The organism is Nocardia sp. XZ_19_385, assembly GCF_015355755.1.
Classification (GTDB): Bacteria; Actinomycetota; Actinomycetes; order Mycobacteriales; family Mycobacteriaceae; genus Nocardia.
The window spans coordinates 2508119-2533666 of the sequence record NZ_JACVEE010000001.1; the positions used below are offsets into that span (position 1 = coordinate 2508119).

A 25548-nucleotide genomic window follows, 5' to 3' on the forward strand; every position below is an offset into this window, starting at 1 on the left:
TGCTCAGGAACAGTGGGTAACCTCTTCTGACGTGAGCATTCAGGGAGCAGCAGCAATCGGTATCGCCAACGTGACCGCGGACGGAACCGTCCTGGACACCTGGTACCCGAGTCCGGAACTGGGCGAGTTCGCCGAGACCGACACCAAGCGCCTGGAGGAGGCGCCTGCGGAGTTCGCGGCGCTGCTCGGTTTCGACGACGCCCGCGGTGTCGATGTGATCGCGGTGCGCACCACCATCGCGGACCTGTCCGCCGCGCCGGTCGACGCGCACGACGTCTACCTGCGCCTGCACCTGCTCTCACATCGCCTGGTCAAGCCGCACGAGATCAGCCTGGACGGCCAGTTCGGCCTGCTCAGCAATGTGGTGTGGACCAACCACGGCCCGGCCGCCGTCGAAGGTTTCGAGACTGTGCGCGCCAAGCTGCGCGCCCGCGGCCCGGTCACCGTCTACAGCATCGACAAGTTCCCGCGCATGGTCGATTACGTGGTCCCCTCCGGCATCCGCATCGGTGACGCCGACCGCGTCCGCCTCGGCGCCCACCTGGCCTCGGGCACCACCGTCATGCACGAGGGTTTCGTGAACTTCAACGCCGGCACCCTCGGCAACTCCATGGTCGAAGGCCGCATCTCGGCCGGCGTCGTGGTCGGCGAAGGCTCCGACATCGGCGGCGGCGCCTCCACCATGGGCACCCTCTCCGGCGGCGGCACCACGATCATCTCCATCGGCGAGCGCTCGCTGCTCGGCGCCAACTCCGGCCTCGGCATCCCGCTCGGCGACGACTGCGTTCTCGAAGCCGGCCTCTACCTCACCGCGGGCACCAAGGTCAGCACCCCCGACGGCACCATCGTCAAGGCAGCCACCCTGAGCGGCCAGAACAACCTCCTCTTCCGCCGCAACTCCCAAACCGGCGCCGTCGAGGTCGTCCCCCGCAAGGGCACCGGCATCGAACTCAACGCCGCACTGCACGCCAACGACTGAGCGCCACCCGCAGTGTGAAACGCCCACCGGCATCAAGCCGGTGGGCGTTCTGCTGAGCCAGCCGCACGAGCCGCTGTCAGCTCGAGGTCAATCCCCGAGCAGCTTCTTCTGCACCTTGCCCATGGCGTTGCGGGGCAGTGAATCCACGACGCGGATTTCGCGGGGGCGCTTGTGTACCGAAAGCTGTTCGGCCACATAGGTGATCAGCTGTTGGTCGATGGAATCGGAGGCGGGATCGCGCAGGACGACGAAGGCGATGATGCGCTGGCCGAGGTCGGGGTCGGGGACGCCGACGACTGCGGCTTCGGCGACTGCGGGGTGGCCGAGGAGGGCGGTTTCGATTTCGCCCGCGCCGATGCGGTAGCCGCCGGACTTGATGAGGTCTACCGATTCGCGGCCGACGATGCGATGGAAACCCGCGGGGTCGATGGCGGCGACGTCGCCGGTTTTGAACCAGCCGTCGGGGGTCCAGCTTTCAGCGGTGGCGTCGGGGCGGTTGAGGTAGCCGTCGAAGAGCATGGGGCCCGAAACCTGGAGGCCGCCAATGCTTTCGCCGTCGTGCGGGAAGTCGTTGCCCGCCTCGTCACGGAGCCGGGTCTGGACGCCCGCGACGGGGGTGCCGACCCAGCCGGGGCGGCGTTCGCCGTCGGCACGGGTGGACAGGGTGATCATGGTTTCGCTCATGCCGTAGCGCTCGACCGGGGCGTGGCCGATGAGCTCGCGCAGCTTCTCGAAGACCGGGACCGGCAGGGGCGCGCTGCCCGAAACGAGCAGGCGGGCGTGGGCCAATTGCTTTGCGGCATCGACGTCTTCGGCGATGCGCGACCACACCGTAGGCACTCCGAAGTACAGCGTGCCGCGGGCGGCGGCATACGCCTGCGGAGTGGGTTTGCCGGTGTGGATCAGCGGACTGCCCACCCGCAGCGGGCCGAGCAGCCCGAGGATCAGGCCGTGCACGTGGAACAGCGGAAGCCCGTGCACAAGAACATCATTCGGCGTCCAGGCCCACGCATCGGCGAGCGCGTCCAACCCGGCGGCGATGGCCCCGCGGCTGAGCACGACGCCCTTCGGCGGGCCGGTCGTCCCGGAGGTGTAGAGCACGAAAGCCGTTGTGGCCGGGTCAGGTTCGGGATAGGTATGCCAGGATCGGGCGTGCACCCGCACCGGCACCACCGGCAGGCCCGTGCCCTCCGGGACCGCCCCCAGCCACGCTTGGGCACCCGAATCCGTCAGGATGTGCGCGAGCTCGGCGCTCCCGGAATCCGGCGGAACCGGCACCACGGTCACGCCCGCGATCAGGCAGCCCACCACCGCGAGCACCGTCGTCGCGGTCGGTTCGGCCAGCACCGCAACCCGTTCCGCGCGCGAGATCCGCTCGGCCACCGAGGTCGCCGCGCCGAGTAGGTCACTGCGCGACAACGTCACCCCCGCGATGGTGACCGCGTCAGGGATATCCGCCCCCGCGGCGACAGCGAGCGGATTCAGTGAACGAAGCAACAATGGCGGACCGTAAGACACTCGCCCACGCTACTGCGGCCCCGGCCGGCCCGGCTTCCGAGGCCACGAATCGGGTGTGACCGTTGACACTCTCGCGAGGCAGTGAGACAGTTGGCGCATAACCTTCTCAACGACGAGAACGAGGTCGATCATGACCAGTCCGCTTCGCGCAGCGCACAATTCGGCGCCGCCCAGCGATTCCCCCGGCGCGGATTTCGATATCGCGCGGTATCTCGATGGCGCCACCGCCTTCTTCGGGGCCGCGGCGAATGTAATCATGCAGCTCGCGGAGCCACCGGTCGGGTACGGCGTAGTCGAGAGCACCGTGGACAGCGGAAAAGTCACGTTGCATCCGATCAAGCGGTTGCGGACCACGGTGACCTACCTGTCGGTGGCCATGCTCGGCGACGACGAGGAGCGCGCGGCCTATCGCGACGCGGTGAATCGCTCACATCGGGCGGTCCGCTCGACCGCGGCAAGTCCGGTGAAATACAACGCCTTCGACCCGAAGCTCCAGCTCTGGGTGGCCGCCTGCCTGTATTGGGGCGCCCGCGATATGTACGAGCGGCTGCACGGCCCGATGGACGAGCAGGCCGCTGACGCCTACTACTATTTCGCCGCCCGCCTCGGCACCACCTTACAGATGCGTCCCGAAATGTGGCCCGCCGACCGCGCCGCGTTCGACGCGTATTGGGCCGAGAATCTGGCGCGCACCCGGATCGATCCGCCGGTCCGCGCCTATTTCGACGACCTGATCGATCTGAAGATGCTGCCCCTGCCCGCCCGGCTCCCGTTCGCGAAGTTCCATCGCTGGGTGGTCGCCGGAATGTTGCCGCCGCACCTGCGCGAGCAGATGGACATGCGCTGGAGCGCCTTCGACGACCAGCTGCTCGCCGCTCTGCTGCAGACCCTCGGCGCCGTGTCGGGCCGAATGCCGAAGGCGGTCAGAATGTTTCCGGTCAACGCCTATATGGCCGACTTCCGATTGCGCCGGCGCCTGGGGTTGCGGCTCGTCTAGCTCGGCACCCGGAACGACACCACCACATGGTCGCGGGCGAACTGCCGGATCGCGGCGTCGTCACCGAGCGGGATCACCGTCTGCGGCGTGAGCGCCAGCGAAATCGCCGTGCGCGCGATCATTTCGGCCAGCGGCGCCGGATCGTATTCCGGCAGTTTGCCTTCCGCCTGCAGCCGGGTGACGAACTCGGCGAGATAGTCGCGACCCAGCTCGATGATCGGCGCACCCTGCGTGGTGAGGAAGGGCAGCACGAATTCCGGTTCGGTGGCGAGCAATCGGTGCACCAGCTTGTTCTCGCGCAGGCCGGTGAGGAAGGCGGCGAACAGTTCGACGATCTGGTCCTCGGCGCTGGCGTCGCGGTCGACCTGGCGCTGCAGGACGGCGTCCACCTCGTCGATGAAGTCGCGGGTCTGCCGCAGTGCGACCGCCTGGATCAGATCGGATTTGCTGGCGAAGCGCCGGTACAGCGTCGCGAGGGACAGCCCACAGCGCCGGGCCACCTCGACCATGCTGGTGCGTTTGATTCCGAAGTCGAGGAACGCCATCAGCGCCGCGTCGAGCACGCGCGCTTGATTGCGATCCTCGGGGCCGGTGCTGCGCACCAGCGACAGCAACTTGGTCAGCCTCGCCATGGTGTCCACCCTATCTACCCGCGGTATGCCGTGAGGCGATGACGTCCTTCGATCATCATTGACACAGTGCCGAGAGGATGAGAAGGTTCGATGTAAATCGTCTCACAGCTCAATGGGGAGCCATGACAGCCGCATCTCGTGCCCACGACTCCGAACCGGTCGCCTACACCCCGTTCACGCCGGACACCGTGCAAGAGCACATGGACGGTGTCGCCGCCTTCCTGGGCGGCGCGGCCAACGTCATCATGCAGCTCAGCCTGCGTCCCGTCGGGCGCGGCGTGCTGGAGAGCACGGTCGACAGCGGCAAGGTCACCCTGCATCCGGTCAAGCGGCTGCGCACCACGCTCACCTATCTCGCGGTCGCGCTGATGGGCACCGACGAGGAGCGCGTCGCCTACCGCGAGGCCGTCAACGAGTCGCACCGCCCGGTGCGGTCCACCGCGACCAGCCCGGTCAAGTACAACGCCTTCGACCCGAATCTGCAGCTGTGGGTCGCGGCCTGCCTGTACTGGGGCATCGACGATCTGCACACCCGCATCCACGGCCCGATGGCGCCGGCGATGGCCGAGGCTTTCTACCAGTACTGCGCGCGGCTGGGCACCACCTTGCAGATGCGCCCGGAGATGTGGCCGGCCGACCGCGCCGCCTTCCAGCGGTACTGGGACGAGAACCTGGCCACCAAGTCCATCGAGCCCGAGTTGCGCCGCTACTTCAACGACATGATCGACCTGACGATGATGCCTCGCCCGATCCGGCTGACCTTCGCCCGATTGCAGCGCTTCATCGTGACCGGGCTGCTGCCCCAGCACTTGCGCGACGAAATGCGCCTGGCGTGGACCGCCCGCGACGAGGCCCGCTTCGAGCGCACGCTGCGCACGATCGCGGCGGTACACACGCGACTTCCCAAGCAGGCGCGGATGTTTCCGATGAACGCCTACCTGCTGGACATGCGCGTCCGCCGTCGTCTCGGCAAACCGCTGGTCTGATCAGCTCTTGCTGACCAGCGCCCGCAGGAAGAAGGTCAGGTTGGCCGGGCGTTCGGCCAGTCGGCGGGTGAGGTACCCGTACCACTGGCTGCCGTAGGGCACGTAGACACGCATCGCGTTCCCCGCGCCCGCCAGCCGCGACTGCTCGGAGTCGCGGATGCCGTACAGCATCTGATGCTCGAAATTGCCGATGTCGCGGCCGGTTTCGGCGGCGAGCTGCTCGGCGGCGAGGATCAGCACCGGGTCGTGGGTGGCGACCATCGGGTAGCCGTCGCCGCGCATCAGGGTCTCCAGGCAGCGCAGGTAGGAGTCGGTGACCTCGCTCGCGCGCTGGAACGCCACCTCGCGCGGTTCTCGATAGGCCCCCTTGCACAACCGGATTCGCGAACCGTGCCCGGCCAGTTCCGCGCAGTCGGATTCGGTGCGATGCAGATACGCCTGCAAAACCGCTCCCAGCCAAGGGAATTCGGCTCGCAACTCACGCACGGCCGCCAGGGTGGCGTCGGTGGTGGTGTGGTCCTCGGCATCCACAGTCACCCACACCCCGGCCTCGTCGGCCTTGGCGCACAGGATGCGCAGGTTCTCGGTCGCGATGGCGGGCCCGTCGACGGGCAGCGCCTGACCGAGCGCCGAGAGCTTCACCGACACCTCGACCGGAGCCGCCCCGATCCCCGGCAGGGCGGGCCGCGGCGCCGCCGCCAGATCGTTGATCAGCGAAAGGTATTCCGCCACCATGGCATCGGCTTGCGCGCGGTCGGTGGTGTTCTCGCCGAGGAAATCCACACTGATCAACCGGCGACTCGCCAGCAGATCGGCGACCACGGGCAGCAACTCGCTCCGATCCTCGCCCGCCACAAACCGTCGCACGATGTCCGCGGTGATCTTCGTGCCGGTGATGGCGCGCTTCATCCGCGGCGAGTCGGCCGCCGCGAGAATTACCGGGCGCAGCGGATTCATCCCCATGCCGCACTCCGGGAAACGGGAAGGGTCATCCCTCCGCCTGCATATGCGGATACCGGTACTCGGCCGGCGGGTCGAAGGTTTCCTTGATGGTGCGCGGTGCGATCCAGCGCAGCAGGTTCAGCGGCGAGCCGGCCTTGTCGTCGGTGCCGGAGGCGCGGGCGCCACCGAAGGGCTGCTGCCCGACCACCGCGCCGGTCGGCTTGTCGTTGATGTAGAAGTTGCCCGCCGCGAAACGCAGTGCGGCTCCGGCCTGTTCGACCGCCTGGCGGTCCTGGGCGAAGACCGCGCCGGTGAGCGCGTAGGGCGCGGCGGAGTCGACCTCGTCGAGGATCGACGCGTAGGCGCCTGGTTCGGCGTCGTCGTAGACGTACACCGACAGGATCGGCCCGAAGTACTCGGTGGCGAAGGACTCGTCGCGCGGGTCGTCGGCCAGCAGCACCGTCGGGCGGATGAGCCAGCCTTCGGCGTCGTCGTAGGTACCGCCGACCGGGATGGTGAGCCCCGCCCCGCGGGCGCGCTCGATGGCGGCGACGTTCTTGTCATAGGACCGCCGATCGATCACCGCCCCACCGAAATTCGACAGATCCGTGACATCGCCGTAGGTCAGCTCCTCGACTTCGGCCAGGAAGTCGTCGCCCATCCGCCGCCACAGCGAGCGCGGAATATATGCGCGAGAAGCGGCCGAGCACTTCTGTCCCTGATACTCGTACGCGCCGCGAATCAGCGCGGTACGCAACGAGTCCGGCTCGGCGGAGGGGTGCGCGACGATGAAATCCTTGCCGCCGGTCTCCCCCACCAGACGCGGATAGCCGTGGTAGCGGCCGATATTCGCGCCGACTTCCTGCCACAGGTACTGAAAGGTCTTGGTGGACCCGGTGAAGTGGATACCGGCTAGGCGCGGATCGGCCAGCGCGATCTCCGAGAGCGCCACCCCGTCGCCGGTCACCATATTGATCACGCCGGGCGGCAGCCCCGCCGCCTCCAGCAACCGCATCGTGTAGAACGCCGAAAGCGTCTGCGTGGGTGATGGTTTCCACACCACGGTATTGCCCATCAGCGCGGGCGCGGTCGGCAGATTGCCCGCGATCGCCGTGAAGTTGAACGGCGTGATCGCGTAGACGAATCCTTCCAGCGGCCGATAGTCCATCCGGTTCCACACCCCGGGGCTGGACTGCGGCTGCTGCGCCAGGATGTCCCGCGCGAACGCCACATTGAACCGCCAGAAGTCGACCAGCTCGCAGGGCGCGTCGATCTCGGCTTGCTGCGCCGTCTTCGACTGCCCCAGCATGGTTGCGGCGGCGATGGTTTCGCGCCACGGCCCGGCCAGCAGGTCGGCGGCCCGCAACAGCACGGCGGCGCGCTCGTCGAACGGCAGCGCCCGCCAGGCGGGCGCGGCCGCGACCGCCGCATCGATGGCCGCGCGCGCTTCGGAATGAGTGGTATCGGTGTAGGTCCCCAAGACGTGGCGATGCCGGTGCGGCGCGACGATATCGTGGCCCTGCCCGGTCCCCGGCCGATGCTTGCCACCGATCACCAGCGGCACATCGACGGATTCGGCAGAGATCTCGGCGAGCTTCGCGACCAGTAGCGCACGCTCCCGGCTCCCCGGTGCGTAGGAGTGCACCGGTTCGTTCGCGGGAGTAGGGACAACCGTGACAGCGTCCATAACTCAGGTTAGCCCTGCGAGTACGCCACGGGCGGCGGATGCGGCCCCCTATCGGGGCGTGTCGGCGCGATCAGAACGGGGCGGACTGCCACCACTGGTCGCGCACGTCCTCGAAGGTGTGCCCCGGCCAGGACACCTCCACGAGAATACGGTTGGTGAACGAACTCACCCAGCCATAGGTGGCCAGCGAGAACGGGGCCGCCGGGTCGATCGGCCGGTACAGCCGCAACCCGCCCGGCCTGGAGAACTCCCGTTCGCCGACATGGGTCGTGTGGGCCCGGAGGTAGGTGTCCACATCCGCTTGCTGCTCGTACTCGGTGAACCAGATCGTCAGCCCCTCGGGGTCCTTACAGGTGATCTGCTTGGCCGGGAGCGGATCGCCCGGCTGCGCGACCACCGTGCCGACGCCCCAGCACTGCACGCCCCGCCACCCGATGCCACCGGGGGCCTGTGGGATCAACTGCGGGAACGCGATCGCGATGGACTGCTGGAAGCCCCACGGTGTCTTGGACACGGGCCGCAGAAACTTCCAATACACGCCGGCCGCACCGACTCCGCCGACCAGCGCCAGCACGGCCAGCACGGCGACGGTTCGCCAGCCGGCCGAAACTCCCCGGCTCCGGGTGCGAGCCACGACGGTGGGGTGCGGGGCGACGCGAGCCGGCTGCGGGACCGGCTGCCACCCGCCCGCAGGCACCGGGTTGTGCGCCGGCCCGGCGAGCGCCCGCAGTACCGTCTGCGCGAATTCGACACAGCTGGCGAATCTCTCCGCCGGATCCTTGGCCATGGCGCGGGCGATCGCGGCATCTACCGCGGGCGGTAGGTGCGGTACGACCCGGCGGGCCTGCGGAGCGGGCTGGGTCAGATGGGCCGCGACCACCGCGCCCGGGTTACCGGCCTGGAACGGCGGCGCGCCGGTCAGCAGGGCGAACAGTGTGCAGCCCAGCGCGTACTGATCGGCGCGGTGGTCGATCGGCAGACCCGAAAGCTGTTCCGGCGCAGCATAGGCCAGCGTCGCCAGGAACTCCCCGGTCTTGGTTGCCTGGTGCTGATCATCGCGCAGTCGCGCGATGCCGAAGTCGGTCAGCAACACGCGGTCACCGTCGCGGGCGGCGGCGAGCAGAATGTTCGCCGGCTTCACATCACGGTGCAGCACTCCACGTTCGTGGGCGTGGTCCAAGGCCTCCGCGGTCTGTCCGATGATGCGCGCGGCCCGCATCGGATCCAGCGGTGCACCGCCGAACGCCGCCGCGTCGCTGCCCTCGACATACTGCATCGAGATCCACAGCACCCCGTCCTCGGCTCCCCGATCCAGCACCGAGACGATATTCGGATGATCCAGCCGCGCAGCGACATCGGCTTCCCGCTCGAACCGCAGGCGCGCGGTTTCGTCCGCGTACAAGTCCCGGTTGAGTAGCTTCAGGGCGATTTGCCGCGGCAACCGGGGATGGCGTGCCGCGTACACGGTCCCCATCCCGCCGCGGCCGAGCGGCCGCTCGATCTGATACCCCGCGAACACCGTCCCGAAGGTGAGCCCCGCCCCTTGCATCGCACCAAACCCCTTCACCTGCTGACAATCGGCTCCACACTACGGAGCGCGATGCGCCGGCGCGACCTGGCGTCCACCGGCGCCACCCCTCGAGCCGTGCGCGGAATTCGAGCTGAATTCGGTTCGCGCCGAGGCTGTTCAGCGGCTGCCAGGTGTTCGGGAGTGGCGTCGACGATCATGTGCGACCTAGGCTCATCCCATGACTTCCCCGCGCATTCTTGCCACCGTCCTCGCTGCCGGCTCGCTGATGCTGGCTACGCCCGCGCTCGCCCAAGCCGACGACCATTGGGGTTCCGCTCAGGTTGTCCCGGGGCGGGAGCGGGTCAAGGTGACCGTCACCGGGACCCAGTACCCGGCGGATCGATGCAATATCGATCCGAGCATGGGCACCCCCGATACGCAGAGCATCAGCATGCATCCGTCCGGCACCATGGTCATCAACAATCTGAAGCCCGGCCGGCACGAGGTCGCGGTCTGGTGCCCGCAGGGCGGGGTGATCAGCCGGACCTTCGTCGAGGTACAGCCCGGCAACCTGCTGCTCGATCTGCAGGACCGGGTTTACGCCGCGGCCGGGAGCAGCGACAAGGTCACCGACCCGGCGCTGCGCTGAGCGCGGCTAGGGTGGTGCCATGGGCATCATGGGTGAGCTATTCCCTGGCCAGAAGCTGGCCGATGAGGGCAGCGGAGACAGCAACGGGGAGACCGATCGCCCCCGAGTCGAACTGGATCTGGACGCGGGAGTGATCCGGGTGTCGCCCAGCCGGTCCGGTGCCGGACCGGAAGAAACCTCGGCTGCTCCCGAGTAACCCACCTGGGTCCCGGCGCACAACGCGCCGGGATGCCGGGATCAGTTCGCCGAAAGGCGTTGGGCGGCAGCGGTAATGCGCTCGTCGCTAGCCGTCAGCGCGATGCGTACATGCTCGTGACTGTTCGGCCCGTAGAAGTCTCCGGGCGCCGCCAAGATGCCGCGCTCGGCCAGCCAGTCCAGGGTCGCGCGGCAGTTCTCGCCCCGGGTGGACCACAGGTACAGGCCCGCCTCGGAGTGATCGATGCGGAAACCGGCCGCCTGCAACGCATTCCGGAGAATCTCGCGGCGGGCGCGGTAACGTTCGCGCTGCTGCGCCTCGTGCGCGTCGTCACCCAGCGCGGCCGTCATAGCGGCCTGAATCGGCAGCGGCAGCATCATCCCGGAGTGCTTGCGCACCTCGAGCAGCTCGGCGACCAGGTCCGGGTCGCCCGCCACGAAACCGGCGCGGTAGCTGGCCAGGTTCGAAGTCTTCGAAAGCGAGTGGATGGCAAGCAGATTCGTGTGGTCGCCGTCGCACACCTCGGGGTCGAGGATGGAGGCGGCGCGACCCTCCCATGTCAGGCCCAGGTAGCACTCGTCGGAAGCCACGATCGCACCGCGTTCGCGGGCGAAGGCCACCACCTTGCGCAGGTGGTCGACGGGGAGCACGCGGCCGGTCGGATTCGACGGCGAGTTCACGTAGATGAGCGCCGGTGTCTGCGGGCCGGACTTGGTCAGTCCGTCGGCGCGCAGCACCTGCGTACCCGCGAGCAGTGCGCCCACCTCGTAGGTCGGGTAGGCGACCTCGGGGATGACCATCAGGTCGCCCGTGCCGAGCCCGAGCAGCCGGGGCAGGCCCGCGATCAGCTCCTTGGTACCGATCACCGGCAGCACCGCGGCCTGATCGACGCCGGTGATGCCGAAGCGGCGCTTCATGGCCTCCACGGCAGCGGCCCGCAACTCCGGGGTGCCGTGCGTGGTCGGGTAGCCGGGCACCTCCGCCACCGAGTTCAGGGCGGTACGGATCAGCGGCGCGACAGGGTCGACCGGCGTGCCGACCGACAGATCGACCAGCCCATCGGGGTGCGCCGCCGCTCTCGCCTTGACCGCTGCGATCGTGTCCCAGGGAAAATCGGGTAGCAGACTGCTGACCCGTAGTCGTGGGCTCATTCCGCCATCGGAGGTAGTTCTTTGATGAACGGCGGGTCGTAATCGACCGCGCCGACCTTCGTCGCGCCGCCCGGGGAACCCAGCTCGTGGAAGAAGTCGACGTTCGCGTTCACGTAGCCGCTCCACTGATCCGGGGTGTCGTCTTCGTAGAAGATCGCCTCCACCGGGCACACCGGTTCACATGCACCACAGTCCACGCACTCGTCGGGTTGGATGTACAGCATGCGACCACCCTCGTAGATGCAGTCCACGGGGCATTCCTCGATGCATGCCTTGTCCTTCACGTCAACGCACGGTTCAGCGATGATGTACGGCACTGCCGTTCTCCTAGTCTGTCCTCACCTGCGGCGATGGTCCCGCCTGCGAAACCCTATCGGGATACCCCACGTTACTACCGGTCAGTCTGCCCTAAGCGCCCCGTCCGCACCGACGTCCCAGCACCTAGATCCTAGTGCCGCCGGAGTGGATCCGTCGCCTGCCGTCCAGCATGTGGGGATTCGGCTATCCCACCGTAAGCGGCAGCGGGGTGTTCGTCCGGTCGACCCGGCCGTAAACGGTGGTGCGTTCCCGGACCGGACGGCCGATGCCGGTGGCGATCTCGGTGAGCTCGGCGACGGTCTTGGCGGAGCCGTGCTGGGAGCCGGCCATGCGGGAGATGGTCTCCTCCATCAAGGTGCCGCCCAGGTCGTTGGCGCCGCCGTTGAGCATCATGCGGGTGCCCGCCGTGCCGAGTTTCACCCAGCTGGTCTGGATGTTGTCGATGCGGCCGTGCAGCATGATGCGGGACAGGGCGTGCGCGGCGCGGTTGTCCCGGATCGTCGGACCCGGCCGGGACGCGCCGGCCAGGTACAACGGCGAACTCTGATGCACGAACGGCAGCAGCACGAATTCGGTGAAACCGCCGGTCTGGTCCTGGATTCCGCTCAGCACCCGCAGATGCCCGACCCAGTGCTTGGGGTTGTCGACGTGGCCGTACATCATGGTCGAACTGGAGCGCAGACCGATCTGGTGCGCGGTGCTGATCACCTCGATCCAGGCCGAGCTGGGCAGCTTGCCCTTGGTCAGCACCCAGCGCACCTCGTCGTCCAGGATTTCCGCGGCCGTGCCCGGAATCGTGTCCAGCCCGGCCTCTTTCAGCGCGACCAGCCAGTCGCGGATGCTCTGGCCGCCGCGCGAGGCGCCGTTCACGATCTCCATCGGACTGAAGGCGTGCACGTGCATGGACGGCACCCGCTTCTTCACCGCGCGCACCAGATCGGCGTACCCGGTGACCGGCAGCTCCGGGTCGATACCGCCCTGCATGCAGACCTCGGTGGCCCCGTCCACGTGGGCTTCCCAGGCGCGGTCGGCGACTTCATCGGTGCTCAGGGTGAAGGCGTCGGCGTCACCCTTGCGCTGGGCGAAGGCGCAGAAACGGCAGCCGGTGTAGCAGATGTTGGTGAAGTTGATGTTCCGGTTCACCACGTAGGTGACATCGTCGCCGACGACATCGCGGCGCAGCTGATCGGCAAGTGCCGCAACGGCTTCCAGGTTCGCGCCATCGGCGGTGGCCAGCGCGAGGTAGCCGTCGTCGGTGAGCCCGGCGGGGTCCTTTTCGGCGGCGCGCAGGGCGGCGAGAACATCGGAGTCGAGGCGTTCCGGCGCGGTGACCGCCAAGTCGCGGGCCTGCTCGCGGATCGTCTCCCAGTCGCCGAACGCGCCGACGATCTCCTCGCCGAGCCCGGAATCACTGCGGGACTCGGTATTCCGGCCCGTGGTGTCGATCGAGGTGTTGAGATCCACGCGACCGGCGGACTCCCAGGACTCGTCCGGCTCCTGCCACGGCAGGCCCTTCGGCATGGCGGCCGGGTTCGCCAGACCGGTCTGCGGATCGGTCAGCGCGGCCACGTGCGCGCCGATGCGCGGATCGATCCACGGATTGCCCGCACGCACGTATTTCGGGTGCGCGGAAGTCCTTTCGACCAGCTGGTAGCCGGCCGCCTCGGTGATCTCCCGCAGCGTGTCCAGATTCGGCCAGGGCCGTTCCGGGTTCACGTGATCCGGGGTCACCGGGGAGACGCCGCCCCAGTCGTCGATACCCGCGTCGATCAGCGCGCGACATTCCTCGTGCGACACCAGGTTCGGCGGCGCCTGCACCGGAACATCGGGACCCAGCAGCAGTCTGGTGACCGCGATGGTGGCGCGGAACTCGTCCATCCCCGCGTCGGGGACATCGCGCATGGCGGTGTCGTCCTTGGCCCGGAAGTTCTGGATGATGACTTCTTGGATGTGCCCGAAAGCCTTGTGCTGCTTACGGATCGCCATGATCGACTCGGCGCGCTCGGTCAGCGTCTCGCCGATGCCGACCAAAATACCGGTGGTGTAGGGCACCGAGAGCCGGCCCGCGTCGGTGATGGCGCGCAGCCGGACCGCGGGATCCTTGTCGGGGCTGCCGTAGTGGCAGTTGCCCTTCTCGGTGAACAGCCGGGCCGCGGTGGTCTCCAGCATCATGCCCATCGACTGGGCCACCGGCTTGAGCCGCGAGATCTCCTCCCAGCTCATCACGCCCGGATTCAGGTGCGGCAGCAGGCCGGTCTCCTCCAGCACCATGATCGACACGGCGCGCAGATAGTCCAGGGTGGAGTCGTAGCCGCGTTCGTCGAGCCACTGCGCGGCCTCGGGCCAGCGGTCCTCGGGGCGGTCACCGAGGGTGAAAAGCGCCTCCTTGCAACCCAGTTCGGCGCCGCGGCGCGCGATCTCGAGCACCTCGTCGGGCTCCAGGAACATGCCCTTGCCCTCGGCGCGCAGTTTGCCCGGCACCGTCACGAACGTGCAGTAGTGACACTTGTCCCGGCACAACCGGGTCAGCGGGATGAACACATTGCGCGAATAACTGATCGTCTTGGGCCGGCCCGCCGACTCCAGCCCCGCATCCCGCACTCGCGCGGCGCTCAGGCACAGATCGGCCAGATCCTCGCCGCGCGCGTGCAGCAGCACGGCCGCCTCGTCCACGTTCAGCGTCACGCCGTCACGCGCGCGCCGCAACGCCCGCCGCATAGCCGACGGCGTGGGCGGTGCAGGGGGAACACTCGGCGTCGCTAGCTCCGCTGTGCCCTTGGTTCGTTCGCTGCGCTCACTCACGCCCTCGATCATGCGCTACACATCCCGGACTGTCTCCCTCGACTGCTCGTGCGTCATCCAACCCGGGCACGCACCCCGGTCATGAGCGGGACAACCGCGCCACCGCGCTTCGTTATTCCCCCGCGGCGGCTTCCGCTCGGCACGCTCGACGCCCTGTTCGTTTGCCTGCTCTCGAAGTTCGGGCAAGATGGCAAGATGACGCTGCCGCGCCCGATCATGGCCGATCCCGCCTGGCGTCCCAGTCCCAAGGCACGATTGCTGTGGGCATTGCAGGTGGCGGCGGGCTGGCTGATTCCGGTGATCGCGCTGCTGGTCTGGGCGGCGGTCGATGCCGATCGCCGCGGCTCGGCGTTGTTGTCGCTGGGCCTGGTGCTGGTGCTGGTCGCGATCACCACCGTGCTGGTGCCGCTGTGGCGGTACGCGGTGCATCGGTGGGAGGTGACCGAGGAAGCCGTGTACACCCGGGTCGGCTGGCTGACGCAGGAGAGCCGGGTCGCGCCGATCTCCCGGGTCCAGACCGTGGACACCCAGCGTGGACCGCTGGAGCGGATGCTGGGGCTGGCCACGGTGACCGTCACGACCGCCTCGTCCGCGGGCGCGGTGCACATCTCCGCCTTGGATCTGCCGGTCGCCGAGCAGACCGTGCAGCGACTCACCGAAATCGCCGCGCAGCATCGCGGGGACGCGACGTGACCGAGGTCGCCGATCCACCGCTATCGGTGCAACCGTGGCTGCGCCTGGACAAGCGCATGCTGCTGGTGCATCCGGTTACCGAGCTGGTGAAGTTCATCCCGGTGCTGATCGGCACCGTGCTGCTCGGCACCAGTAGCGGCAATCATCTGTGGAGTCTGGTGCCGCTGGCGCTGATCGTGTTGTTCGCGCTCACCCGGTGGTTCACCACGAGCTATCGCGTCGGCCCGACGCACGTGGAGCTGCGCACCGGTTTGATCCAGCGTAAGAAGCTGTCGGTGCCGCGCTCGCGGATCCGATCGGTCGACATCGAAGCCGATCTGCTGCGGCGGGCGCTGGGGCTGGCGGTGATGGTCATCGGTACCGGTAAGACCGCGGACCGAGAGGACAAGTTCAAACTCGACGCGCTCGATGCCCGGGTGGTGCCGGGACTGCGTGCGGAGCTGCTCGCCCACACCGGGCAAAACACGGCGGTGCAACAGGTTTCGGAGGAAACGTCAGCCGAGCCTGCCCGCCCGCAGCGGGAAATCGGTCACTGGCAACCGATTTGGGCTCGCTACGCACCGTTGTCGCTGACCGGGTTCGCCGTAGTCGCGCCGCCGGTGGGTTTGGCGTTCCAGTACGGATTGGGCCGGTTGCTGTTCAAATCCCGTGCGGCACAGAACATCGAGGACGGCGGCGTCACCACCCTCGTCCTCGCGGCCTTCGCATTGCTCGCCGCGATCGTGCTGGTCGTCAGTCTCGCCGCCTGCGCCCGGTACCTGACCACCTATCATGATCTGCAGGTGCTCGACGACGGGCGCACACTGCACCTGCGCCACGGCCTGTTCACCACGCGCCAGATCACCATGGATCTGGCGCGCTTGCGCGGGGCCACCGTGAAGGAACCGCTCCTGCTGCGGCTTGCCGGAGCCGCGGAGCTCGAAGCGATCATGGTCGGCGAGAAACCCAAGCTGACGTTGCTGCCCCAGGCTCCGCGCGCCGCCGTCGAACGCACGCTCGCCGAGTTGCTGGCGCCGCGCCCGGGGCGGAACTCTGGCGACCAGAGCGCTGTCGCCGCAGTGCGAACCACTGTGCAAGCGACCGCTCCGCTGGTCGCCCATGGACCGGTGGCTCGGCGGCGCAGACACAGCCGGGCACTCACCCCCGCAGTGCTGCTCGCGCTGCTGCTGGTCCTCTTACGCATTGGCGGAGTTCAGCTTTCGCTCTGGTGGCTGCTGCTGCCCGGTGTGCTCGTGGTGCTCGGCGCGGCCTTGGCCGAAGATCGGTATCGCGGGCTGGGGCACACCGTGATTCCCGCGACCGGCGACTCCCCGGCCTGGCTGATCACCCGCTCCGGCTCGCTGGACCGCGCCCGGGACTGCCTGGAGGCGCCCGGGATCATCGGCTGGACTGTGCGGCAGTCGTTTTGGCAGCGGCGCTCCGGAGTCGCCACCGTCATCGCGGCCACCGCGGCCGGCAAGAAGCGCTACCTCGTCATCGACATTCCCCTCGACCAGGCCTGGCCGCTGATCGAATCGGTGACACCCGGCCGGCTCGGGGAACGTATGCAAGCCGTGCAATTCGAGACCGGAGCTGACCGAATTCAGCCGTAATCGCGGGAAACTGCACGATTTGCATACACCGGCCACCTCGTGTCGCTGCCCGATAGCTGATGCCTCGCCGCGTTGAATGGATGCCGTGGTCGACGTAGCGGAGCCGCGGACGAACGAGTTGCCGATTGCCGACCCGCGGATGCGGCGAATCCAGAAGGGCGACAAGTATCGGCTGACCGCCGTGGGCGGACTGGCGGCGTTGTCGCTGGATGCGCTGTCGAGTGTGGCCTACGGTCCCGAGGCGATCGTGCTGGTGCTGGTCGTGGCCGGGTCGGCGGCGGTGTCGTGGACGCTGCCGGTGGCGGGTGCGATCGCCGCGCTGTTGCTCGTGCTCGTGCTGTCGTATCGGCAAGTGATCGCGGTACATCCGGACGGCGGGGGTTCCTACGCGGTCGCGAAGAAACATCTGGGGCGGTTCGCGGCGTTGCTGGCCGCGGCCAGCCTGGTAGTGGACTACGTGCTCACCGTCGCCGTCAGTCTCGCCGCGGGCGCGGCCAGCCTCGCGAGTGCGTTCCCGGCGCTGGGTGATCATCTGCTGCCGCTCACGCTGGCCGGGCTCGCGGTCCTGACGGTGCTGAACCTGATCGGCGTCGCGGAATCGGCGAAAGTGCTTATGGCACCCGCGTTCCTGTTCATCGTGCTGATGGTCGCGGTGATCGTGATCGGGCTGTTCCAGTCGGCTCCGGTCGCCGTCATCGGCACCGGCGAGGCGCCGTTCCCGGTGCTCGAAGCGGTCGGAATCCTGTTGCTGCTCAAGGCATTCGCGGCCGGGTGTTCGGCGCTCACCGGTGTCGAGGCGATCGCCAACGCGGTGCCCGCCTTTCGCAGTCCGGCCGCGCGGCGCGCCCAGCACACCGAAGTCGCGCTCGGTGTCCTGCTCGGCGTGATGTTGCTCGGATTGTCTTGGCTGATCCGGCATCACGAGGTGGTGCCCCGTGGTGGCGTGACCGTCCTGGCTCAGTTGTCGGCGGCCGCGTTCGGTACCGGCTGGCTGTTCTACCTCACCAACCTCACCGTCACCGTGGTGCTGGTGCTCGCCGCCAACACCAGCTTCGGCGGGCTGCCCGTCCTGCTGTCGCTGCTGGCCAAGGACCGCCGCCTGCCGTCCCTGTTCGCAATGCGTTCGGAGCGACCGGTTTTCCGTTATGGCGTGCTCGCCCTCGCCCTGACCGCCGGCCTCATCCTCGTCGTCGTAGACGCCGACACCCACCGCCTGCTCCCGCTGTACGCGATCGGCGTCTTCATCGGATTCACCATCAGCCAAACGGGTTTGGTGCGCCACTGGTTCGCCGAACGCGGACGCGGCTGGCGGTCCCGGATCCTGCTCAACGGCTTCGGTGCCATCCTCACCTGCCTCGCGGGCATCGTGCTGCTGGCCGAGAAATTCCATGAGGGCGCCTGGCTACTGCTGATCATCGTCCCCGCCTTGATAATCCTGTTCGCCCGCACCGAAAACTATTACCGCTCAATAGCCCAAACGATGCACCTCGGCCTGATCCCACCCCCACTGACCCACACGCCGGACTACGACCCCCTGGTCATCGTCCCGGTAGTCACGATCAGCGACGTCACCGTCCGCGCCCTCGAAGCCGCCCTCCGCATGCGCGGCGAAATCATCGCCGTAGCAGCCGAAATCGACCCGGCGAAAACAAAGGCCCTGAGCGCCCTCTGGAAAGAATGGAACCCAGGCATTCCCCTGGTCGTGCTCCCCTGCCCGCACCGCAACCTGGTAGCCACCCTCACCGGCTACGTCCGCAAACAGACCGCCACCCCGCGCCACGTAACCGTCCTCCTGGCCCAAATAGAGCCGAAACGCTGGCGCCACCGCATCTTCCACAACCCCCGCGGCCCCGTCCTGGCCACCGCCCTCCGCGCCCGCACCGACGCCGTAGTGGCCACCATGGCCGTCCGCATCGAGTGATCGGATTCGCGGCTTCGGTTCAGCGCGCGGACGTGGGCACCGGATTCCAGCGGAAGACCGCGTAGAGCAGGGGCGGGATCACACCGCACAGCAGCAAGATCAGGGTGCTCCAGTCGCTCAGGAGCATGAAGTCGCCGCCAGGGCCGGGGATGGAGCACAGGAAGAAGCCGAAGGCCCAGGCGAGCAGCGGCAGGAGCATGATGCGCAGGCTGGTGGTGAGCGTGCCCATGGCGGCTACCAGGAGGACGTTCAGTACCGCTGCGAGCAAGGCGGTGACCGGGAACGGGGTGGCGCCGCCGGTGCCCGCGACGGCGAAGTCCGCGGCGACGACAGCGGGTTCCGCCGCGGGGATACCGGAGCGGCCGAGATAGAAGGGGAGGTACAGAACCTCGACCGCCAAGGTGAACAGCCCACTCAGCACGAGCACCGTCATCAGGACCCCGCGGGGCGCCCGCTCATCGGGGTCGGCCGCGGGCTCGGCGCGCTTGTCGGCGGTGGCGGTCACTGGACCGGGGGGAAGCCGAGAAGGGTCAGCAGGTGGCTCTGCATGTCCACGAAGGTGTACAGCGCGTGCATGTACAGCTCGTGTTGCGCCGGCCCATAGGGCCGCATGCTGTCCACAAAGGCCGCGATGGCGTTCTGCAGGTCCCAGTTGTACACATCAGCGAGTCTACGGCTAACAGACTGCCTAGCGCGGGTCGCCGTCCATCGGGAGATTGGCGACGACCGGGAACTGGCCGGTGTGGCCTTCGCGCTCTGCGGCGATGGCGAAGACGCGTTTACGGGCTGCGTACCAGCCGATGACCAAGGCCGGGATGATGACCACCAGCGCCGCCACCGTCCACATGCCGATCGGCCGGTCGAAGGCCATCAGCACGACCACGAAGAACAGGAAGACCAGCGTCACGAAGCCGGTGTAGGGGGCGCCCATCATCCGGAACGACGGGCGCTCCACCTTGCCCTGCTTCCACCACCGGTACAGCTGTAGCTGGCACAGCACGATGGTGGCCCAGGAGGAGACGATGCCGAGCGAGGCGAGGTTCAGGACGATGTTGAAGGCTTGGTCAGGGACGATGCCGTTCAACGCGATGCCGAACAGCGCGATCAGACTGGTGAGCAGGATGCCGCCGTAGGGCACACCGTTCTTACCCATCACGCCGGTGAACTTCGGAGCGCTGCCGTTCATCGACATCGAGCGCAGGATGCGGCCGGTCGAGTAAAGCCCGGCGTTGAGGCTGGAGAACGCGGCGGTGAGCACTACCAGGTTCATCACACTGCCGATGCCGGGGACGCCGAGCGCGGCGAAGAAGGTGACGAACGGGCTCTCGCTGGACTTGTAGGCGGTGTAGGGCAGCAGCAGGCCGAGCAGCACCACCGAGCCGACGTAGAAGATCGCGATGCGGAAGATGACGGAGTTGATGGCGCGCGGCATGATCTTCTCGGGATTCTCGGTCTCCCCCGCCGCGGTGCCGACGAGTTCGACTGCCGCATAGGCGAACACGACGCCGGAGGTGACCACGACCAGCGGCAGCAGCCCGGTCGGGAACAGCCCGCCGCTGTCGGTGACCACCGACATGCCGGTCGGATGCCCCTGCACGGTGAACCGGCCGAGCAGGAAGATCGTGCCGATGATGATGAACGCGCTCAGCGCGAACACCTTCACCAGCGCGGCCCAGAACTCCATCTCGCCGAACCATTTCACCGACATCAGGTTGATGCCGAGCACGATGACAAGTGCGATCAGCGCCAGCACCCACTGCGGGATGCTGGAGAAGCCGGCCCAGTAGTGGAAGTACTGCGCGATCGCGGTGGTGTCGGCGATACCGGTCATGGACCAGTTCAGGAAGTACATCCAGCCGGCCACGAATGCGGCCTTCTCGCCGAAGAACTCACGCGCGTAGGAGACGAACGATCCGGAGGACGGCCGGTGCAGCACCAGTTCGCCGAGGGCCCGCAGAATCAGGAAGGCGAACACACCGCACACCGCGTAGACCAGGAAGAGGCCGGGGCCCGCGCTGGCGAGGCGGCCGCCCGCGCCCAGGAACAGGCCGGTGCCGATGGCGCCGCCGATGGCGATCATCTGCAGCTGTCGCGGCTTGAGGCTCTTGTGATACCCGTGATCCTCGACGCTGAGATGGTTCGTCTCGTTGTCGCTGACTGCCGTCATGAAACGTGCATTCCTCCGCGTCGAACGTCTGTGAACGAACGAACCTTACCCCGCGCTGAGAGTAACTCAGCAGACACCCAGCTACCGGTATCTAGCGGCTGCTAGCCACAATTCGGGCAATCCCGGCAAACAGGTCGTGCTCGCGTCCGTCGGTGCCGGTCGGACCCCGCTCGCCGCGCACCAGGACGTAGTGCTCCTCGGGCAGCACGGGCTGGGCGACGTTGTTCGAGAGCGCGAATTCGCGTCCGGAGGGCGCCACGGTCACCTGAGTCGCGTGCGCGCGCAAGGCGGCCCGTTTCGCGGCCAGGGCATCGGAGACGTCGATGGTCGCGGTGACGGTCCGGCTCGGCACGCTGGCGAGCTCGTGCACGGTGGGCAGTCGCCATCCGGCGGGCAGCGCGCCGGGCAGGCCTTCGACGGTGCGGCGGGCCAGGGCGGTGGTGTGCAGGCGCAGGATGTCGGCGTCGGTCACGGTCCAGTAGAACTTCGGTGTGTCCCAGCCCTTTTCGGCCGCCGCATGTACGGCAGCGGTCGTAACCTCGTGTGCGCGAATGTGATCCGGGTGCCCATAGCCACCCTTCGGGTCGTAGCCGACGACCACGTCGGGGCGCAGCTCCAGCACGATCTCGGTGAGCGCGTCCACGGCGGCCTGGCCGGAATTGACGAAGGCCCTGGGGTTTTCGGCCGACGGTGTACCCGCCATCCCGGAATCCCGCCAGCGCCCGGCGCCACCGAGGAAGCGCGGCGTTCCAGCATCCAAAGCGGCCAGTGCCCTTGACAATTCCAGGACCCGATAGCCACCGAGTTGATCGGCGTGGTCGACGGTGAGCTGCGCCCACTCGTCCCCGATCACCTCACCCTCCTCACCGAGGGTGCAGGTCACCACGGTCACCGGCACGCCGAGGCGGCGGTAGTGCGCGATAGTGCCTCCGGTGGTGATGGATTCGTCGTCCGGGTGCGCGTGCACCAGCAACAAACCACCCATTACAGAATCCGCCGCCACATCGCCGCGTCGCCGAAGATGCCGACCTGAATGGCGCCGCTCAGCGACGCCCCGTCGACCCGCGGGCCCGCGGCGGCGACCACGTTGTCCTGCACGATCGGCAGCACGGTGGACAAATTCCACAGTGCGGGTTCGGCTTCGGCGAGCACCTGGGGCACATCGATCCCGCGCAACGCGGCATCGATGGACGGCTGCAACGCCTGGTCGCACACTCCGGACAGGTTGCTCGGCGCCCGGCGCAGCGACTCGAACGTCGTGACGGTGGTGCTGTCGGCGCCGGCGGCCGGCACCGGCAGGCAGCCGTAGCGGGAAGCGAGCACGGTCGCCGGATCGGATCCGGCGACTGCCCAGCCGACGATCGCGTCGACGCCGCCCTCGACCAGTTCCTTGCCGTAGAGCGCGTCCGCGGCGAGGCTGCGCACGGTGGCATCGATTCCGGCGCTGCGCAATTGGTCGGCTGCGGTGTTGGCGACCGCGAGTGAAGTCGCGTCAGCGGTCACCGCACCGATCCGAACGGCAAGGGGCTTACCGTTTTTGGTCAACTGCCGAGGCTGTGGTGCGGGCGCGGTGGGCGAAGTCGCGGGGGTTTCCGGCGCCCGGTTGTAACCGGCCTCGGCGAGCAGTGCGAAGGACTCGTCCGCGGACATCCGCGGCGGCGCGGTCGGCGCGTAGCCGGGATCGGAGGGGCTCAGGATCTGTGCGCGCACCGGGTCCACCGAGCCACCGGTCTGCGCTCCGACGGTGGCCAGCAGCGCGGGATCGAGCAACGCGAGAACCCCGCGGCGAACCCGGGTATCGCTCAGATCTCCGGTGCCGCGTCCGTTCAGGACGAGCTGTAGTTGGCGCGACTGCGCCATGATCGCGGTCCGCACCGACGGAATCGCCGCCAGCTGCGCCTGAGTCGCGACGCCGCCGTGCACCAGGGCCATCTGGGTGTCGCCGGTACGCAGCGAATCGGCCAATTGCGCGGATGTTCCGCCGCGCCGCAACAGGATCTGGTCCGGGGCAGCCGGTGTGCCCCAGTAGCGATCGTTGCGCTCGAGCAAGATTTCGTCGCGGCCGCGGTCTACGGACTTGATGCGGAAGTTGCCGCCCGACACCTGGATTCGCTCGACCAGACCGTTGGTGAACCCGCCCGGGGAGTCCTTGAGCAGATGCGAGGGCAGCAAGTTCACGAAGAGTTCACGCCAGGCCGGGTAAACCTGGCTCATCGTCACCGTGACCGTCTTGCCGCCATCGGAGGAACCCACATCCGAGATCAACCGGTAGCCCGCGGCATCGACCACGCCGGGCTGAGTGATCATCTGCTGCCACAGGAACCGGAAGTCCTCCGCGGCGATCGGTGCGCCGTCGGACCAGTTCGCCTGATTGCGCAGCGAATAGGTGATGGTGAACGGTTCCTGCGAGGTGACCTCGGCCGAGGTCATCAGCGCGGTATCCGCCACCCAGTCGGTGGCGCCCGGCGTCACGGTGCTCGGCACCGGCCGGAAGGGGCTGGGCAGCACCATCGAACTCACCGCCGCGGTGGCCGGCGACTGATCGGAACGCAGATGCGGGTTGAACCCGATCCCGATGTCGTCGAGCGCCACCACGACGGTGTTCTTGCCCGGCTTGGCAGGCGTCGTCTTGGGGCTGTCGGTGCTCTCGATGGGCGGTGGCGGATTCGCGGTGCATCCGGCGAGCACCGTCACCGAGGCCGCCACCAGCACTGACATCGCGCGCATCATGGCGCGCCGTTTTGCCCCCGGGCTCACACGCCGCACACTACTAGACGGCGTGTGAAAACCCGTTGCCTCGCCGGGCACTCGCACTACAGAGCAGCCCGGTCCCGAGCCTTACGCCGCGACAGCTCGCGGCCACGTTCGGTAGCACCCAGGATCAACTTGCGCACGCGCACGATTTCCGGCGTCACCTCGACACACTCGTCAGCGGCGCAGAACTCCATCGCGCCTTCCAGTTCGAGCTGCAGCGGCTTGGCCATGGTCTCGAACGTGTCCGCGGTCGCGCTGCGCATATTGGTCAGCTTCTTCTCGCGGGTGACGTTGATGTCCAGGTCCTCCGAGCGCGGGTTGATGCCCACGACGTGGCCCTCGTAGGTGTCCGCGCCCGGCTCCACGAAGAACTGGCCGCGGTCGGCCAGCTGGATCATGGCGAACGGGGTCACGGTGCCCGCGCGGTCGGAGACCAGCGAACCGGTGTGGCGGGCGCGGATCTCGCCGGCCCACGGCGCGTACCCGTGCGAGACGGCGTTGGCGATACCGGTGCCGCGGGTCTCGGTGAGGAAGTCGGTGCGGAAACCGATCAGGCCACGCGAGGGGACGATGAACTCCATGCGCACCCAGCCGGCGGCATGGTTGCTCATCTGCACCATCTTGCCCTTACGGGCGGCCAGCAGCTGAGTGACCGCGCCCAGGTACTCGTCGGGGCAGTCGATGGTCAGCTCTTCGAACGGCTCGTGCACCTTGCCGTCGACGTTCTTGGTGACCACCTGCGGCTTGCCGACGGTCAGCTCGAAGCCTTCGCGGCGCATCTGCTCGACCAGGATGGCCAGCGCCAGCTCACCGCGGCCCTGCACCTCCCAGGCGTCCGGCCGGCCGATGTCGAGCACGCGCAGCGACACGTTGCCGACCAGTTCCTTGTCGAGGCGATCCTTGACCATGCGCGCGGTCAGCTTGTGGCCCTTCACCCGGCCCACCATCGGCGAGGTGTTGGTGCCGATGGTGACCGAGATGGCGGGCTCGTCGACGGCGATGCGCGGCAGCGCGACCGGATTCTCCGGATCGGCGAGGGTGTCACCGATCATGATGTCCGGGACACCCGCGATGGCGACGATGTCGCCGGCCACGGCCAGCTCGCCCGGCTGACGCTCGACACCGATGGTCTGCAGCAGCTCGGTGATCTTGATGGTCTTGACGCCGTCGGCGTGCATCCAGGCCACGTTCTGGCCCTTGCGCAGCTCACCGCTGTAGATCCGGACCAGCGCGAGGCGGCCCAGGAAGTTGGAGGCGTCGAGGTTGGTGACGTGGGCCTGCAGCGGCCCGGTCGGATCACCCTTGGGCGCCGGGATGTTCTCCATCAGCACCTCGAAGAGGGCATCCAGGTTTTCGGCGTCCGGGGCGGAGCCGTTCTCCGGCTGCTCCTTGGAGGCCTTGCCCGCGCGGCCCGAGGCGTAGAGGACCGGCAGGTCCAGCGCCAGCTCGGCGGCTTCGGCGGCCTCGTCGTCGAGATCCGAGGCGAGATCGAGGAGCAGGTCGTGGCTCTCCTCGACGACCTCCGCGATCCGGGCGTCGGGGCGGTCGGTCTTGTTGACGACCAGGATGACCGGCAGCTTCGAGGCCAGCGCCTTGCGCAGCACGAAACGGGTCTGGGGCAGCGGGCCCTCGGACGCGTCGACGAGCAGCACGACACCGTCGACCATGGACAGGCCGCGTTCGACCTCACCACCGAAGTCGGCGTGGCCGGGGGTATCGATCACATTGATGACGGTGACGGAGCCGTCGGGGTGGTGCCGGTGCACCGCGGTGTTCTTGGCGAGAATGGTGATGCCCTTCTCGCGTTCCAGGTCGCCCGAGTCCATGACCCGGTCGACCAGCTCGGCCCGTTCGGCAAAAGCGCCGGACTGCCGCAGCATGGCGTCGACCAGCGTCGTCTTGCCGTGGTCGACGTGGGCCACGATGGCGACGTTGCGAAAATCGCGCGCAGACGACACGCTGAATCCTCCTGCTGTTGGTGTAAGTACTGGCCTAGCCTCTAAACAGGTGGATCAAAACTCACCGGGCATGCGGCCAAGGTGATAGCTTACCGG

General features: G+C 67.9%; 22 protein-coding genes. 8 read left to right on the forward strand and 14 right to left on the reverse strand.

Annotated features, from left to right (window positions below; all coding sequences use genetic code 11):
• Nucleotides 1–31 precede the first annotated feature (31 nt).
• Nucleotides 32–979: a 2,3,4,5-tetrahydropyridine-2,6-dicarboxylate N-succinyltransferase gene (dapD, locus tag IBX22_RS11835; RefSeq protein WP_194815319.1), complete on the forward strand. Its 948-nt coding sequence runs from the start codon at nucleotides 32–34 to the stop codon at nucleotides 977–979.
• An 87-nt stretch (nucleotides 980–1066) separates the two neighbouring features.
• On the opposite strand, the gene IBX22_RS11840 is transcribed toward dapD, so the two are convergent.
• Nucleotides 1067–2479 carry an acyl-CoA synthetase gene (locus IBX22_RS11840; protein WP_194815320.1) on the reverse strand — a complete coding sequence of 471 codons (1413 nt, stop codon included), beginning with the start codon at nucleotides 2477–2479 and terminating at the stop codon, nucleotides 1067–1069.
• A gap of 148 nt (nucleotides 2480–2627) precedes the next feature.
• On the opposite strand from IBX22_RS11840, the gene IBX22_RS11845 reads away from it, so the two are divergent.
• On the forward strand, nucleotides 2628–3494 hold the full coding sequence (locus tag IBX22_RS11845; RefSeq protein ID WP_194815321.1) for an oxygenase MpaB family protein: 867 nt from the start codon (nucleotides 2628–2630) through the stop codon (nucleotides 3492–3494).
• Here IBX22_RS11845 and IBX22_RS11850 read toward each other — a convergent pair.
• Nucleotides 3491–4126 carry a TetR/AcrR family transcriptional regulator gene (locus IBX22_RS11850; RefSeq protein ID WP_194815322.1) on the reverse strand — a complete coding sequence of 212 codons (636 nt, stop codon included), beginning with the start codon at nucleotides 4124–4126 and terminating at the stop codon, nucleotides 3491–3493. The genes IBX22_RS11845 and IBX22_RS11850 overlap by 4 nt on opposite strands.
• Before the next feature lie 122 nt (nucleotides 4127–4248).
• On the opposite strand from IBX22_RS11850, the gene IBX22_RS11855 reads away from it, so the two are divergent.
• A complete protein-coding gene (locus IBX22_RS11855; protein WP_194815323.1) occupies nucleotides 4249–5112 on the forward strand; it encodes an oxygenase MpaB family protein in 864 nt (287 codons plus the stop codon).
• On the opposite strand, the gene IBX22_RS11860 is transcribed toward IBX22_RS11855, so the two are convergent.
• The 3 genes from IBX22_RS11860 to IBX22_RS11870 form a co-directional block, all read right to left on the reverse strand.
• The gene (locus tag IBX22_RS11860; protein WP_375540218.1) at nucleotides 5113–6075 is read right to left on the reverse strand and encodes a proline dehydrogenase family protein; all 963 of its coding nucleotides are present in this window, start codon (nucleotides 6073–6075) and stop codon (nucleotides 5113–5115) included.
• A gap of 25 nt (nucleotides 6076–6100) precedes the next feature.
• Nucleotides 6101–7741 (reverse strand): L-glutamate gamma-semialdehyde dehydrogenase, encoded by a 1641-nt coding sequence (gene pruA, locus IBX22_RS11865; protein WP_194815324.1) that lies wholly within the window; start codon nucleotides 7739–7741, stop codon nucleotides 6101–6103.
• A 70-nt stretch (nucleotides 7742–7811) separates the two neighbouring features.
• Entirely contained in the window at nucleotides 7812–9308 is a 1497-nt protein-coding gene (locus IBX22_RS11870; protein WP_309234548.1) for a serine/threonine-protein kinase, read from the reverse strand.
• Nucleotides 9309–9489: 181 nt separating this feature from the next.
• On the opposite strand from IBX22_RS11870, the gene IBX22_RS11875 reads away from it, so the two are divergent.
• Nucleotides 9490–9900, forward strand: a complete 411-nt coding sequence (locus IBX22_RS11875; RefSeq protein ID WP_228538304.1) for a hypothetical protein — start codon at nucleotides 9490–9492, stop codon at nucleotides 9898–9900.
• A gap of 28 nt (nucleotides 9901–9928) precedes the next feature.
• On the forward strand, nucleotides 9929–10096 hold the full coding sequence (locus IBX22_RS11880) for a hypothetical protein (protein ID WP_194815798.1): 168 nt from the start codon (nucleotides 9929–9931) through the stop codon (nucleotides 10094–10096).
• 41 nt (nucleotides 10097–10137) lie between these two features.
• Here the strand turns inward: IBX22_RS11880 and dapC are convergent, their stop codons facing one another.
• The 3 genes from dapC to IBX22_RS11895 form a co-directional block, all read right to left on the reverse strand.
• Complete coding sequence (gene dapC / locus IBX22_RS11885) at nucleotides 10138–11247, reverse strand: succinyldiaminopimelate transaminase (RefSeq protein ID WP_194815325.1); 1110 nt, start codon at nucleotides 11245–11247, stop codon at nucleotides 10138–10140.
• The gene (gene fdxA / locus IBX22_RS11890; RefSeq protein ID WP_194815326.1) at nucleotides 11244–11564 is read right to left on the reverse strand and encodes a ferredoxin; all 321 of its coding nucleotides are present in this window, start codon (nucleotides 11562–11564) and stop codon (nucleotides 11244–11246) included. Before fdxA ends, dapC begins: the two co-directional genes overlap by 4 nt.
• A 184-nt stretch (nucleotides 11565–11748) precedes the next feature.
• Nucleotides 11749–14283 carry a bifunctional FO biosynthesis protein CofGH gene (locus IBX22_RS11895; RefSeq protein ID WP_375540234.1) on the reverse strand — a complete coding sequence of 845 codons (2535 nt, stop codon included), beginning with the start codon at nucleotides 14281–14283 and terminating at the stop codon, nucleotides 11749–11751.
• 279 nt (nucleotides 14284–14562) lie between these two features.
• Between IBX22_RS11895 and IBX22_RS11900 the strand changes: the two genes are divergently transcribed.
• The 3 genes from IBX22_RS11900 to IBX22_RS11910 all read left to right on the forward strand — a co-directional run bounded on the left by IBX22_RS11900 (nucleotide 14563) and on the right by IBX22_RS11910 (nucleotide 18573).
• Nucleotides 14563–15060, forward strand: a complete 498-nt coding sequence (locus tag IBX22_RS11900) for a PH domain-containing protein (protein ID WP_194815769.1) — start codon at nucleotides 14563–14565, stop codon at nucleotides 15058–15060.
• A 56-nt stretch (nucleotides 15061–15116) separates the two neighbouring features.
• On the forward strand, nucleotides 15117–16652 hold the full coding sequence (locus IBX22_RS11905) for a PH domain-containing protein (RefSeq protein ID WP_194815770.1): 1536 nt from the start codon (nucleotides 15117–15119) through the stop codon (nucleotides 16650–16652).
• 85 nt (nucleotides 16653–16737) lie between these two features.
• Complete coding sequence (locus tag IBX22_RS11910) at nucleotides 16738–18573, forward strand: APC family permease (RefSeq protein ID WP_375540219.1); 1836 nt, start codon at nucleotides 16738–16740, stop codon at nucleotides 18571–18573.
• Between the two features lie 19 nt (nucleotides 18574–18592).
• Here the strand turns inward: IBX22_RS11910 and IBX22_RS11915 are convergent, their stop codons facing one another.
• The 6 genes from IBX22_RS11915 to typA form a co-directional block, all read right to left on the reverse strand.
• Nucleotides 18593–19078: a hypothetical protein gene (locus tag IBX22_RS11915; RefSeq protein WP_194815329.1), complete on the reverse strand. Its 486-nt coding sequence runs from the start codon at nucleotides 19076–19078 to the stop codon at nucleotides 18593–18595.
• Entirely contained in the window at nucleotides 19075–19233 is a 159-nt protein-coding gene (locus IBX22_RS11920; protein ID WP_194815330.1) for a hypothetical protein, read from the reverse strand. Before IBX22_RS11920 ends, IBX22_RS11915 begins: the two co-directional genes overlap by 4 nt.
• 28 nt (nucleotides 19234–19261) lie before the next feature.
• Entirely contained in the window at nucleotides 19262–20740 is a 1479-nt protein-coding gene (locus IBX22_RS11925) for an amino acid permease (RefSeq protein WP_194815331.1), read from the reverse strand.
• 91 nt (nucleotides 20741–20831) lie between these two features.
• Complete coding sequence (gene mshB, locus IBX22_RS11930; RefSeq protein WP_194815332.1) at nucleotides 20832–21725, reverse strand: N-acetyl-1-D-myo-inositol-2-amino-2-deoxy-alpha-D-glucopyranoside deacetylase; 894 nt, start codon at nucleotides 21723–21725, stop codon at nucleotides 20832–20834.
• Nucleotides 21725–23458 (reverse strand): ABC transporter family substrate-binding protein, encoded by a 1734-nt coding sequence (locus IBX22_RS11935; RefSeq protein WP_194815333.1) that lies wholly within the window; start codon nucleotides 23456–23458, stop codon nucleotides 21725–21727. The genes mshB and IBX22_RS11935 overlap by 1 nt, the downstream gene beginning before the upstream one ends.
• 95 nt (nucleotides 23459–23553) lie before the next feature.
• The gene (gene typA, locus IBX22_RS11940) at nucleotides 23554–25452 is read right to left on the reverse strand and encodes a translational GTPase TypA (protein ID WP_194815334.1); all 1899 of its coding nucleotides are present in this window, start codon (nucleotides 25450–25452) and stop codon (nucleotides 23554–23556) included.
• Between the last annotated feature and the right edge of the window lie 96 nt (nucleotides 25453–25548).

Bases quoted from the DNA above. Each gene is read 5' to 3' on its own strand.
- pruA (WP_194815324.1), bottom strand. From the start codon at position 7,741: ATGGACGCTGTCACGGTTGTCCCTACTCCCGCGAACGAACCGGTGCAC.
- IBX22_RS11925 (WP_194815331.1), bottom strand. From the start codon at position 20,740: ATGACGGCAGTCAGCGACAACGAGACGAACCATCTCAGCGTCGAGGAT.
- IBX22_RS11935 (WP_194815333.1), bottom strand. From the start codon at position 23,458: ATGTCAGTGCTGGTGGCGGCCTCGGTGACGGTGCTCGCCGGATGCACC.
- IBX22_RS11850 (WP_194815322.1), bottom strand. From the start codon at position 4,126: ATGGCGAGGCTGACCAAGTTGCTGTCGCTGGTGCGCAGCACCGGCCCC.
- mshB (WP_194815332.1), bottom strand. From the start codon at position 21,725: ATGGGTGGTTTGTTGCTGGTGCACGCGCACCCGGACGACGAATCCATC.
- IBX22_RS11895 (WP_375540234.1), bottom strand. From the start codon at position 14,283: ATGCGGCGGGCGTTGCGGCGCGCGCGTGACGGCGTGACGCTGAACGTG.
- IBX22_RS11880 (WP_194815798.1), top strand. From the start codon at position 9,929: ATGGGTGAGCTATTCCCTGGCCAGAAGCTGGCCGATGAGGGCAGCGGA.
- dapC (WP_194815325.1), bottom strand. From the start codon at position 11,247: ATGAGCCCACGACTACGGGTCAGCAGTCTGCTACCCGATTTTCCCTGG.
- IBX22_RS11900 (WP_194815769.1), top strand. From the start codon at position 14,563: ATGACGCTGCCGCGCCCGATCATGGCCGATCCCGCCTGGCGTCCCAGT.
- IBX22_RS11860 (WP_375540218.1), bottom strand. From the start codon at position 6,075: ATGGGGATGAATCCGCTGCGCCCGGTAATTCTCGCGGCGGCCGACTCG.
- IBX22_RS11855 (WP_194815323.1), top strand. From the start codon at position 4,249: ATGACAGCCGCATCTCGTGCCCACGACTCCGAACCGGTCGCCTACACC.
- IBX22_RS11875 (WP_228538304.1), top strand. From the start codon at position 9,490: ATGACTTCCCCGCGCATTCTTGCCACCGTCCTCGCTGCCGGCTCGCTG.
- IBX22_RS11845 (WP_194815321.1), top strand. From the start codon at position 2,628: ATGACCAGTCCGCTTCGCGCAGCGCACAATTCGGCGCCGCCCAGCGAT.
- IBX22_RS11905 (WP_194815770.1), top strand. From the start codon at position 15,117: ATGCTGCTGGTGCATCCGGTTACCGAGCTGGTGAAGTTCATCCCGGTG.